The 11731-nt window shown below is 74.6% G+C and carries 12 protein-coding genes; 8 read left to right on the top strand and 4 right to left on the bottom strand.

Features of this window, described 5'->3' with window-relative positions; all coding sequences use genetic code 11:
- Positions 1-29: 29 nt before the first annotated feature.
- Positions 30-1001 (top strand): LysR family transcriptional regulator, encoded by a 972-nt coding sequence (locus tag ACN263_RS13005; protein WP_422740056.1) that lies wholly within the window; start codon positions 30-32, stop codon positions 999-1001.
- 3 nt (positions 1002-1004) lie between these two features.
- Here the strand turns inward: ACN263_RS13005 and ACN263_RS13000 are convergent, their stop codons facing one another.
- Positions 1005-2132 carry an FAD-dependent oxidoreductase gene (locus tag ACN263_RS13000; protein WP_422740055.1) on the bottom strand — a complete coding sequence of 376 codons (1128 nt, stop codon included), beginning with the start codon at positions 2130-2132 and terminating at the stop codon, positions 1005-1007.
- Between the two features lie 24 nt (positions 2133-2156).
- Between ACN263_RS13000 and ACN263_RS12995 the strand changes: the two genes are divergently transcribed.
- Both ACN263_RS12995 and ACN263_RS12990 read left to right on the top strand, forming a co-directional pair.
- On the top strand, positions 2157-2873 hold the full coding sequence (locus tag ACN263_RS12995) for a TetR/AcrR family transcriptional regulator C-terminal domain-containing protein (RefSeq protein WP_422740054.1): 717 nt from the start codon (positions 2157-2159) through the stop codon (positions 2871-2873).
- 84 nt (positions 2874-2957) lie between these two features.
- The gene (locus tag ACN263_RS12990; RefSeq protein WP_234582022.1) at positions 2958-3203 is read left to right on the top strand and encodes a hypothetical protein; all 246 of its coding nucleotides are present in this window, start codon (positions 2958-2960) and stop codon (positions 3201-3203) included.
- Between the two features lie 55 nt (positions 3204-3258).
- Here the strand turns inward: ACN263_RS12990 and ACN263_RS12985 are convergent, their stop codons facing one another.
- The 3 genes from ACN263_RS12985 to ACN263_RS12975 are packed head-to-tail and all read right to left on the bottom strand — an operon-like array spanning position 3259 to position 6361.
- Positions 3259-3609, bottom strand: coding sequence for a DUF3140 domain-containing protein (locus ACN263_RS12985; RefSeq protein ID WP_234582023.1), 351 nt, complete (start codon positions 3607-3609; stop codon positions 3259-3261).
- Positions 3609-3806, bottom strand: a complete 198-nt coding sequence (locus ACN263_RS12980) for a hypothetical protein (protein ID WP_422740053.1) — start codon at positions 3804-3806, stop codon at positions 3609-3611. Before ACN263_RS12980 ends, ACN263_RS12985 begins: the two co-directional genes overlap by 1 nt.
- Positions 3803-6361, bottom strand: coding sequence for an ATP-dependent Clp protease ATP-binding subunit (locus ACN263_RS12975; RefSeq protein ID WP_422740052.1), 2559 nt, complete (start codon positions 6359-6361; stop codon positions 3803-3805). Before ACN263_RS12975 ends, ACN263_RS12980 begins: the two co-directional genes overlap by 4 nt.
- Before the next feature lie 139 nt (positions 6362-6500).
- Here ACN263_RS12975 and ACN263_RS12970 point away from each other — a divergent pair, with 139 nt between their 5' ends.
- The 5 genes from ACN263_RS12970 to ACN263_RS12950 all read left to right on the top strand — a co-directional run bounded on the left by ACN263_RS12970 (position 6501) and on the right by ACN263_RS12950 (position 11713).
- Positions 6501-6881, top strand: a complete 381-nt coding sequence (locus tag ACN263_RS12970; protein WP_422740051.1) for a hypothetical protein — start codon at positions 6501-6503, stop codon at positions 6879-6881.
- 152 nt (positions 6882-7033) lie between these two features.
- On the top strand, positions 7034-7294 hold the full coding sequence (locus tag ACN263_RS12965; protein WP_007076395.1) for a hypothetical protein: 261 nt from the start codon (positions 7034-7036) through the stop codon (positions 7292-7294).
- A gap of 6 nt (positions 7295-7300) precedes the next feature.
- Positions 7301-8386 (top strand): hypothetical protein, encoded by a 1086-nt coding sequence (locus ACN263_RS12960; protein WP_422740050.1) that lies wholly within the window; start codon positions 7301-7303, stop codon positions 8384-8386.
- Positions 8379-11054 (top strand): FtsK/SpoIIIE domain-containing protein, encoded by a 2676-nt coding sequence (locus ACN263_RS12955; RefSeq protein ID WP_422740049.1) that lies wholly within the window; start codon positions 8379-8381, stop codon positions 11052-11054. The genes ACN263_RS12960 and ACN263_RS12955 overlap by 8 nt, the downstream gene beginning before the upstream one ends.
- Positions 11051-11713 carry a hypothetical protein gene (locus tag ACN263_RS12950; protein WP_422740048.1) on the top strand — a complete coding sequence of 221 codons (663 nt, stop codon included), beginning with the start codon at positions 11051-11053 and terminating at the stop codon, positions 11711-11713. Before ACN263_RS12955 ends, ACN263_RS12950 begins: the two co-directional genes overlap by 4 nt.
- Positions 11714-11731: the final 18 nt, after the last annotated feature.

Genomic DNA, 11731 nt, shown 5'->3' with positions numbered 1-11731 from the left:
AGGCTGCGGCGTGGTCCTACCGTCACCGTATGAACCTGGAGCTGCGACACCTGCGGGTGGTCTGCGCGATCGCGGAGACAGGGAGTGTGACCAAGGCGGCGTCGGCGCTCGGGCTCGCCCAGCCGGCGCTGACCGCCCAGCTCCAGCGGATCGAACGGACCCTCGGCGGGCCGCTGTTCGACCGGGACCGGCGCGGCGCGCGGCCCACCGCGCTCGGTGAGCTGGTGCTCGCCCGGGCCCGGGTGCTGCTGCCGGCCATGAAGGGCCTCCAGGACGAGGCGGCCCGACTGGCCGGCGGCGGCGTGACATCGCGCTGCTGCCGGCTCGGCGGGGTGAACAGCCCAATCCTGGGCCGGCTGGTGCACCGGCTGGCCGCCGAGGACCCGCCGGCCCAGATCACGACGTACGCCTCGTGGTCGGTGGACGAGCTGGCGCAGTTGGTGGCCGGCGGGCGGTTGGACTTCGCCCTCACCGGTGTCTGCGGCGACGCCACCCCGTCGGCCGAGTTCGGATTGCGGTGGCGGGAGGTGGCCGTCGACCCGGTGCTGGTCCTGCTGCCGGCGAGCCACCCGCTCGCCGACCGGGACGAGGTACACCTGGCCGACCTGCGCCACGAGCAGTGGGTGGCGGCGCCCGGCGACGGCTGTTTCGGCGACTGTTTCGCCGCCGCGTGCGCCCGCGCCGGCTTCACCCCCCGCAAGGTGTACGAGACCGACATCCGCGGCTGCATCGACCTGGTGGACGCGGGCGTGGCGGTGGCCCTGTGCCAGGCGACGTTCCGGCCGGTGGCCGGTCTGGTCACCCGGCGGTTGGCCGGTGTCCCGCTGCGCTGGCGACTGCTGCTGGGCTGGCACCCGGACTCGCCGGCCGCCCGCGACGCGGATCTGCTGCTGTCGACGGCGAAGGCGGCGTACACCGACTCGCTGGCGTCGCACCCCACCTACCTGGACTGGCTGGTGCGCAACCCGGCCTTCGGTGTCCGGCAGCCCAGCGCGGCGTGAGGTCTACGGCCCGACGGGTTCGGCGGTACGCGGCGTGAAGAAGCGGACGAGGTCGTCCGCCGCCGTGGGCGACAGCATCATCGCCGCAACGCGTGCGCACATCTCGGCGATCGGCTGGATGCGGGCGAACATCGCCTCCTCGTACGCCTGGGTGGCCGCGTCCGGGTCACCGGGGTGGGCGACGAGTTCGCGGGCGAGTTCGGCGGCGTCCCGCATGGCCTGGTTGGCGCCCTCACCCATCGGGGGCATGAGGTGCGCGGCGTCGCCGAGCAGGGTGACCCCCGGGCGGTGTGTCCAGCGCGCGCCGACCGGCATCGCCTCGACCCGGCGGGGCGTCGGCGTGTCGTCGCCGGCGTCGATGAGGGCGGTCAGGCGCGGGTCCCAGCCGTCGAACAGAGCCCGCAGCGCCTCCTTGCTGCGGTAGGTGTCCAGGTCACGGTCCTCGGCACGCAGCGAGATCCCGACCCGGATGCGGCCGTCGCCGAGGCGCTGCGCGGCGAGGATCCGGTTGTCGCCGACGCACCACAGGTTGCCGGGGCCGACCAGCTCGGCGAGATCCGGGTGGCGTCGGTCGGCGTCGCCGATGGTCAGATCCACGTGGGTGGAGACGTACGACAGTGGCGCGTCGATCAGCAGCGGTCGGACGACCGAGCGGGCGCCGTCCGCGCCGACGAGGATGTCGCACTCGGCGCGGTCGCCGTCGGCGAAGGTCAGCAGGAAGCCGCCGGCGGGCCGGGGCGTCGCCGCGACGAGGCGGCGTCCCCAGGCGACCGTGTCGGGCGGCAGCGCGTCGAGCAGGAGGTTGCGCAGGACGGTGCGGTCGATCTCCGGGCGTCCGTCGAACGAGCCGGGGCGCGGCGTGTGGTGCACGAGCGTACGCCCGGCCGGGTCGAGGATGCGGTGCTCCTCGCCCTCGGGCCGGGCCGACGACCGGAACTGCGCGCCGAGGCCGGCCTCGGCGAGGGCGTGCTGCCCGGACTCCGGGTGCAGGTCGAGCATCCCGCCCTGCGAGCGCGCGGACCGGTCCGCCTCGCGTTCGTGGACCACCGCCTCGATGCCGTGCAGGTGCAGGATCCGTGCCAGCGTCAGCCCGCCCAGGCCGCCGCCCACGATCGCCAGTCGCATCGCCATGCTCCTTACCGTACGCTGTATCGCGTGGATACACCGTACGGTAGCGAACGGATGCCCGTGTGGGAACGGCCCGAGCCCCGCCCCCGGGCGACGCCGGTGCCGCTGAGTCGCGCGAAGATCGCCGACACGGCGATCCGGCTCGCCGACGCGCACGGCCTCGACGGACTGTCGGTCCGCGGGATCGCCAAGGAACTCGGCGTCGGCCCGATGCGGCTGTACGACTACGTCGCCAACCGGTCCGAGCTGCTCGACCTGATGGTCGACGCCGTCTACGCCGAGATCGCCGGGGACGGCCCGCAGTCCGGGTGGCGGGCCACGGTGCTGGCCGTCGCGCGACGTACCCGCGTCGCCGCCCTGGACCACGAGTGGTTCGCCGACCTGCTCGGCGGCCGGCCCCAGCTCGGGCCGCACGCGCTCGCCGTGGGCGAGTCGACGGCGGCGGCGCTCAGCCGGGCCCCCGGCATCGGCGGCATCGACGACCTGCAGCGGGCCCTGGGCGCCCTCAACGCGTTCATCGTCGGGGCGCTGCGGCGGGAGGTCACCGAGCGGCGCACCGCCCGGGCCACCGGCACCGAATTGAGCGCCTGGCAGGCCAGCCTCGGCCCCTACCTGACCCGGATGCTCGACACGGGTCGCTACCCCACCGTCGCGCGGCTCGTCGTCGACGGCGCGCACCTCGACGCCGAGGAGACCTTCGAGCACAACCTGACCACCCTGCTGGACGGCATCGCCGGCCGCTGAGGTGCGACGAGAGCCGCCGGCGACGCGGGACGAGACGAGGGCCGCCGGCGGTGCGAACCGCCGCTGTCGGGGTATCTGGCGGACATGACCGATCTCTACCCGCCCGCCGACGACCGCGAGCTGCTCCGCCAGGCCGCCGCCGCGCACACCGCCGCCACCCGCCAGGTGGAGGCGTTCCTGCGCCGGCTGCCGGAGGTGCCCGACCCGGCCGACGTCACCGAGTACGCCAACCTGCTCACCCGCGAGGACCAGACCCGGGGCGAGCGCGACGCCGCCGCCGACGCGGCGGGGTTGACCATCGGCAGTCTGGAGTCCGACCAGGGCCAGTAGGGCGTGCCGACGGCGCCGCCCCGACCCGGGACGGCGCCGTCGCGTACGGCCGTGCTCACCGCTCCACGAGCGGATCGTGCCCGAGGTCGAGCAGCGAGTGCCGCCACTCGTCGTCGGCGTTGCCGCGCCGGGGCTTGGCGTCCATCAGCTCGCGGATCCGCTCGACCGCCTCCCGCATCACCTCGATGTCCTCCGGCGTGAGGTCGACCTTCCGCTTGTTCAGCACCTTGAGGATCTCCCGCCCGGGCTGGGGCAGGTCGAGGTCCGGGTTCGGGCTGAACGACTCCTCCCCCGAGCCCCGGGTCAGCAGCCAGGTGCGCAGCTGCTCCGACGGGACGTTGACCTCGGCGTGGAAGTCCTCCCAGAGCACTTCCACCTCGGGGTCGAGCCGCGTGTCGCGTACCATCAGGTCTCCTCTCGCGTCTCCGGGTCGTCCTTGTCGGTCTTGGGATGCAGGCCCTCGGCGGGCACCCGCGTCCGACGTGGGTTCGCGGTCGGGGGCGCCAGGATCGGGTCGGGGTGGTCGTCCTCGTCCCGGTGCTTCGCGGCGTCCGCGTCCTCGCGCGGCTCGTCGTGGTCCTCGCGTCCCGCCGGCCCGCTCATCGCGGGTGTGTTGTCGTGGCGGCGGTGTACCCCCGCTCGCCCGCGGTCACGTCGAAGGCGAGTTGCCCGTCGCGGGCGTCCACCACGACCTTCTGTCCGGGCGAGATCGCCGACTCCAGCAGCATCCGGGACAGGTGGTTGTCGACCTCGCGCTGGATCACCCGGCGCAGCGGACGGGCGCCGAACTCCGGTTGGTAGCCGTGCTCGGCGAGCCAGTCCACCCCGGCGGTGGTGACCTCCACCTGGATGTCCTGGGCGTGCATCCGGCGGCGGGTGTCCTCCAGCAGCAGCGCGGTGATGTCCCGCAACTGCTCGGCCTCCAGCCGGCGGAAGATGATGATCTCGTCGATGCGGTTGAGGAACTCCGGCCGGAAGTTCTCCTGGAGGCGACGCATCAGCCGCTCGCGCAGTTCGTCGTTCTCCTGCTCGCTGCCGGGCGCGCCGGTGCCGAACCCGACGGCCCGCTGGGTCCCCGTGATCAACTCGGAGCCGAGGTTGCTCGTCATGATCAGCACGGTGTTCTTGAAGTTCACCGTACGGCCCTGGCTGTCGGTGAGCCGGCCGTCGTCGAGCACCTGGAGCAGGATGTTGAACACGTCCGGGTGCGCCTTCTCGATCTCGTCGAGCAGCACCACCGCGTACGGGCGGCGGCGCACCGCCTCGGTGAGCTGGCCGGCCTCCTCGTAGCCGACGTACCCGGGTGGGGCGCCGACCAGCCGGCTGACCGTGTGCCGCTCCTGGAACTCGCTCATGTCCACCCGGACCATCCGGTCGGCCTCGCCGAACAGCGCCTCGGCCAGGGCCCGGGCCAGCTCGGTCTTGCCGACGCCGGTGGGGCCGAGGAACAGGAAGCTGCCCATCGGACGGTCCGGGTCGGCCAGCCCCGCGCGGGACCGGCGGACCGCCTCGGCCACCGCGGTGACGGCGTCGTCCTGGCCCACGACCTTCTCGTGCAGGTGACCCTCCAGGCGCAGCAGTCGGTCGCGTTCCTCCTCGGTGAGCTGGCTGACCGGGATGCCGGTGGCCCGGGAGACCACCTCCGCGATCTCCTGCGGACCCACCTCCGGCACCTGTGAGGAGGACGCGCCGTCCTCGCCGTTGGCCTGGCGGATCTGCTGTTCCAGCTCGGCGATCCGGTCGCGCAGCGCCGAGGCCCGCTCATACTGCTCGTCGGTGACGGCCTGCTCCTTGTCCCGGCGTACGTCGTCGAGCTCCTGCTCCAACTCGCGCACGTCGGACGCCGGGGTGCGGGTGCGCAGCCGCACCCGTGCGCCGGCCTGGTCGATCAGGTCGATGGCCTTGTCCGGCAGGAACCGGTCGGTGACGTACCGGTCGGACAGCTCGGCGGCGGTGACCAGCGCCTCGTCGGTGAAGCGCACCTGGTGGTGCGCCTCGTACCGGTCCCGCAGCCCGCGCAGGATCGCGATCGTGTCGTCGATGCTCGGCTCGGGCACCAGCACCGGCTGGAAGCGCCGGGCCAGCGCCGCGTCCTTCTCGATGCTCTTGCGATACTCGTCGAGTGTGGTCGCGCCGATCACCCGCAGCTCGCCCCGCGCCAGGGCGGGCTTGAGCATGTTGGACGCGTCCATCCCGCCCTCGCTGCCGGCGCCACCCGCGCCGACCAGGGTGTGGATCTCGTCCAGGAAGATGATCAGCTCGTCCCGGTGCGCCCGGATCTCGTCGATGACCTTCTTCAGCCGCTCCTCGAAGTCACCCCGGTAGCGGGTGCCGGCGACCAGGCCGGCGAGGTCGAGTTGGACCACCCGCTTGCCGAGCAGGGTCTGCGGTACGTCGCCGTCGCAGATCCGCTCGGCCAGCCCCTCGACGATGGCGGTCTTGCCGACACCGGCCTCGCCGATCAGCACCGGGTTGTTCTTGGTCCGCCGGGACAGGATCTCCACGGCCTGCTCGATCTCGTCGGCCCGTCCGATCACCGGGTCGATCTGGTCGGCGCGGGCCAGGTCGGTGAGGTCCTGGCCGTACTGGTCGAGGGTGGGCGTGCCCCGGTCCGGCTTCGGTCCGTTCATCGGGCCGCGCTCGGCGTTGGCGGCCTGCAACGACTCGGGCTGGATCCGGCCGGCGGCCAGCATCCGCCCGGCGGGCGACTCGGGGTTGAGCGGCAGGGCCATCAGGATGTGCTCGGGGCCGATGTAGTTCGCGCCCATCGCCCGGGACAGCTGGTGGGCGTCGAGCAGCGCCCGCTTGGCCGCCGGGGTGAGCGACAGGTTGGGCGGCACCTCGCCGCGCGGCGCGCCGTCGCCCTTGCCGCCGAGCGCGTTGAGCAGGGTGTCCGGGTCGGCGCCGGCCCGACGGACCAGGTCACGCAGGGGTTCGCGTTGCAACGCGGCCCAGAGCAGGTGGTCGGTGTCCAGGTCGTTGCTCTGCCGCTGCGCGGCACGACGGGCCGCGTCGGCCAGCATCTCCCGCGCGTCGGCGGTCATCAGTCGGGTGATGTCGACCCGGTGCGGCGGTCGGCGTCCTCCCTCTCCCCGGCCGAAGTACCGGGCCAGGAATTCGTCCCACGGGTCGGAGCCGAGATCACCGGGTCCCATCATGTCTCTCCTCCGCAGTCGGGGCGCGGCACGGTCGGCAGGGGCTACCCGGCACCCGGCCCGACAAACGCCGCAGGCGGTGGCGCACCTCGCTGTGGAGTGGCGTCCGGCCGGTTCGGGCAGGTGGTGGCAGGCTGGCGGTATGACGGAGAACCCGCTGCTGATCGTGGACGGCGCCAACGTGGTGGGCTCGCGCCCGAACGGCTGGTGGCGGGACCGGGCCGGGGCCGCCGCCCGGCTGCGGGACGCCCTCGCGCCGGTGGCCGCCGAAGGGCTGCCCGCCCGGTTGACGGCGCCGGTGGAGGTGGTGCTCGTGGTCGAGGGCGCGGCGCGGGACGTGCCCGGCATCGACGAGGTGCGCGTGGTCTCCGCCCCCGGCTCGGGTGACGACACGGTGGTCGAGCTGGTGCAGGAGGCCCCGCAGCGCCGCCGGCTGGTGGTCACCGCCGACCGGGAACTGCGGGAGCGGGTCACCGCCCTGGGCGCCGAGGTGTACGGCCCCCGCTGGCTCCGCGACAACTGAAAGATTCTCGCACTGGGACTCCCACAGAACGGACTCCCGGCACTTCACGGGGGTTAACGGTCAGGCGGGTATCAACACCGCCAGGGCGGATGTTCTCCCGTGGCCGTCGATAGGCTCTAATGGAGATCTCCCCGCCCCCAGGAGGTTCCGCCGTGGCGAGCGTCGCCGAGCTGAAGGCTGCCATCGATGTCGCCCTCCAACAGATCGGTGACGGGCAGACAGCCGTCCAGGCGGCGGGTGAGAAGCTGGCCGAGGCCCAGCAGACCCTGGCCGGCGCGCTGGAGGGCAGCGGGCACGAAACGGTCGAGGCGGCCCAGGCGTCGCTGACACAGGCCAGCCAGGAGCTGGAGGAGTGTCTCGCCGCGACACTTGTCGCGGTGGAGCAGGCCCAGCTCTACGTCTCCACCCTGTAGGCCGACATGTCCATCATCGAGGACATCGGCGGCCAGGTCCGCGCGGCCAGCGAGGAGTTCCCGGTCGGTCTGCTCGGTCAGGCCCTGGAGAAGTTCGGCCTGGCCGCCGAGCGGCTGCGGTGGGTCCGGCAGGAATCGGCCAACCCGATGGGGGTACCCGAGCTGTCCGCCGCCACCGAGCACGCCGAGAGCGCCAACTACGCGCTGCGGGTTGCCCAGGAGCAGCTGTCGGCGTACCTGGCCGCGATCGGCCTGGCCGCCGACGGCGCCCCGCCGCCCCGGCCGCAGCAGGAGCGCGATCCGCGTCACGACGCCGCCCCGGCGGACGGACCGACGGCCGTGCCGCCGGAGCGGGCCGAGCAGGTACGGATGCGTCGCTGGTGGTCCGTCCGGGTGGCGGAGCTGACCGGTGGGCGCGACGGCGACGCCGACGAGGCCGACGAGCAGCTGCGCGACTCGCAGGAGCTGCTGCGCCGGGTCGTGCGGGGCGTACGCGCCGGTGACCGCGACCGGCTGCGGACCGAGCTGCGCCGCGCGTCGGCCGACGTGGGCCTCGGCATGGCGGCGCTCGCGCCCCCGTTGCTGCGCGAGTTCGCCGGTGAGCTGCTGGGGCATCCGCCCCGCGCCAGCGACCTGGGCCGGCTGCGTGGGGAGCTGGACGGTCGGGTTCGGGACCTGCTGCCCGGGTTGCCGCCGCCGGTGCTGGAGACGTTGCTGACCCGGGTGTGCCGGATGCCCCCGCCACGGTCGTCCGGGGAGCCGCCGCACGCCGCCGACTCCGCGGTGGCCGCCGGCGTGACGGCCGGGCTGCTGCTCGCCCGGCTGGGCCGGGACCTGCCCGACACGCCCCGGGTGCCCGCCGAACCAGAGTCATCCGGCGCCTCCCCGGCCCAGCGCCGCGACGACAAGCGCGTCGGCGTCCCCCGCTCCGGCGGTCCACGCGACGGCGGCGCGAGTCCACGACCGAGCGTCCCGCGCGCCGCCGGTCCGCGTTCCGGCACGGCGGGCGGCCAGGCGTCGGGCGGAGTCGTGCCGCAGCGTACGGGCAGCCCGTGGCGGGACGCGCCGGCCCGTCGGGGTTCCGATGGCTGACCGGCGGGGACAGCTCGCCGGCCGGGTCCGGGACTCCCTCGCCGAGGCGCTGGGCGTCACCCGTACCCGCCTGTCGGCGGCACAGGCCGACCTGAGCGCCGGACGCGAACGACTCGCCCGGGTCCGTCGGGCCGCCGCCGCCGTACCCGAGCGGGTGGGTGGCCAGCGCGACCGCCGCCTCGCCGAGATCGACGCCCGGCACGCGACCCGCATCGCCGAGTTGGCCCGGCACGCCGCCGACGCCGCCCGCCGCGAGGCGCCCGGCTGCGCCGGCGCCGACTGGCCGGGCTGGACGCCCACGCCCCTGCGCCGGGCCGAGCCGCCCGGCGCGCTGCGGGTCGGCACGGTCCGGCTCGACGACGTCGAGCCGGTGCCCGCGCTGGTGCCGCTGCTCGACGCCGGGCACGTCCACCTGTCCGGCAACGACCGCGCCGGCTGCGACGCCGTGGTGTCCGCGCTGCTGCTGCGGGCCGTCGGCCGCGCCGACCCCGGCGGGGTACGACTGATCGGGTACGACCCGGAGCACCTCGGCGGCGGCCTGGCCGGGTTCGCGCCGCTGGGCACGGCCGGGCTGCTCACCTTCGTCGGCCCGGGCGGGTTGGGTGCGCTCCTGGACGACCTGGTCGAGCAGATCCGGCGGATCAACGAGACGGTGCTGGCCGGCGAGTACGGGTCGTTGCGGGAGTTGGCCTCGGCGACCGGCCGCCGCCCCGAGCCGTGGCGGGTGGCGGTGCTGCTCGGCGGCGACGAGTTGAACCGGCACGAGCGCGGACAGCTCGACCGGGTGGTCCGCGCCGGCGCCGCCTGCGGGGTGCACCTGGTGGTGCGTGGCGTGCCGCTGCCCGACGACCCGACGGTGACCCGGGTGGTGGCGAACGCGTCGGACATCCGGATCGGTGGCCCGTCGGGCCTGTCGGTCCGGCTGGATCCACCGCCGCCGGCGAGCCTCGTCACCGAGACCTGCCGGGAGATCGCCGCCCAGGTGAACGCCGGCCCGCCGCCGACACCGTTCGGCGACCTGCTGCCGCCACCGGAGTCGATGTGGCGGGAGAACTCGGCGGACGGCCTGACCGTGCCGATCGGCGAGGGACCGCAGGGGCGGCCGGTACGCCTGACCCTCGGCGACTATCCGCCGCACGCCCTCATCGGCGGCCCGTCCGGCACGGGCAAGACGAACCTGATCTTCGCGTGGATCGGCGCCCTCGCGGCCCGCTACTCCCCCGCCGAGCTGGAGTTCTACCTGCTCGACTTCAAGGAGGGCGTGTCCTTCGCGCGGTTCGCGCAGGGCCGGCGTGACCCGAGCTGGCTGCCGCACATGCGGCTGGTCGGGATCAACGTCAACACCGACCGGGAGTTCGGGCTGGCGCTGCTGCGCTTCCTCGCCGAGGAGCTGCGGCGGCGGGCCGACGCCGCCAAGAAGCACGAGGTCACCAAGCTCGCCGAGCTGCGCGCGGTGGACCCGACCGGGCACTGGCCGCGGATCGTCGCGGTGGTCGACGAGTTCCAGATGCTGCTGGCCGGCCGTGACGTGGTGGCCCGCGAGGCCGCCGACCTGCTGGAGGACCTGGCCCGCCGCGGCCGCTCACAGGGCATCCACCTGGTACTCGCCTCTCAGGACGTACGGGGCATCGAGGCGCTGTGGGGGCGTCCCGCGCTGGTGGCCCAGTTCGCGCTGCGGATCGCGCTGCCCAAGGCGCTGCGGATCCTCGCCGAACGCAACGACGCGGCGCAGTCGCTGCCGCGCTGGCACGCCGTCGTCAACGCCGAGTCGGGCATGGTCGAGGGCAACGAGGTCGCCCGGATCCCGGCCGCCAGCGACTGGGAGACGTGGAGCGGCCTGCAACACCGCCTGTGGCGGATGCGCCCGCCCGACGCGGCCCCGGCCCGGCTCTTCGACGGTGACGCGATCCCCCGGCTGACCGACGCCCCCGACTTCCGGGCCCTCGAAGCCCCGGCGGACGGACGCGCGCCGCGTAACCCGGTGGCGCTGCTCGGCGAGATCATCGACGTGCAGGCGCGGTCGGCGGCGCTGCGGCTGCCCCGCGCGCCCGGGCGCAACCTGGCGGTGCTCGGCACCCGGGTGGACGAGGCGTGCGCGGTGTTGGACGCGGCGGCCCGGTCGCTGGCCCGCCAGCACCCGCCGGGCACCGCCCGCTTCTCCATCGCCTGCCTCGACCCGGACGCCGACGGCATCGCCCGCGCGCTCTACGACGACCTGGCCGACGACGCCGCCTGGTACGACGAGGAGACCGTCGGCGAGTTGATGACCGAGACGGCCGACGGGTTGTCCGGCACGGGCAGCCCGCACTACCTGCTGCTGTTCGCGGTCGACGCGGCGGCCGGGGCCCTCGCCGCGCGCACCGGCCGGCGTACCGGCCTGGAGCAGCTGCGCCGGATCCTGCACGACGGTCCGGAGCGGCGTACCCACGTGTTGGCCTGGTGGCGGGGGGTGGCGCGGATGCGTGCCGACCTGGGCGGCCCGGCAGCCCGTACCGACCAGATCGGGGCCTGGGTGGCGTTGGACGCGCACGGTGGCGAACTGGGCGCGTCGCTCTACCCGGGCACCGGCGGCCCGGACTGGTATCCCCGCCCGTGGCGCGGGCTCTTCTTCGACCGGGCCGTGCACCGCACCGGCCATGTGATCATCCCTTATGGACCGTCGAGATGAACGAGCCGGTGACCAGTGAGACGTACACCGCGCAGCTCCGCCGACTTGCCGAGCTGACCGCCCGGGTACGGGAGCAGCGCGCCGAGGCGCACACCTGGTACGAGCGGCAGTGCGCGGCGGCCGAGCGCGCGGTCGACGAGGCCGTGGTCGAGGTGCGGCGGGCCGAGCAGGAGTTGGTCGACGCCCGCGAGGAGCAGGAACGGGTTGACGCCGAGGTGGCGCACCTGTGGCAGCAGGCCCGTGCCCGGCTGGGCGCCCGTCGGGTCGGCGGCCCACCGGTGCCGGCGAACGGCACCGCGGTCGGCGACCCGGCGGTGCTCCTCGGCCGGGTCCGTGACCTGCTCAACCTGGCCGGACAGCCCGGTGAGCTACCGGGGTCGGTCAACCCCTTGCTGGCGCTGTGCGGGGTGGGCGGCGCGGTGCTCGGGTACGCGCTGGGCGTCGGCGCCCGGGCGCTCGGCGTCGGCTACGGCGGCGACCTGGCGGTCGGGATGCCGGTGCTGGCGCTGGTGGTGACGTTGCTCGGGCCGCTGATGGGGCTCGCGCCGGCGCGGGTGCTGGCCGACCGCCGGCACGCGATGCTCGGCCCTCGACCGATCATGGTGGTGCTCGGCGCCGGGCTGGTCACGACGGTGCTGCTGTTGGCCCTCGGCCGCTGACCGCGTCGCTCGCGGGTC

Source organism: Micromonospora sp. WMMD729 (assembly GCF_049315225.1).
Lineage (GTDB): Bacteria > Actinomycetota > Actinomycetes > Mycobacteriales > Micromonosporaceae > Micromonospora.
This window is presented reverse-complemented; position numbering and strand designations above follow the sequence as displayed.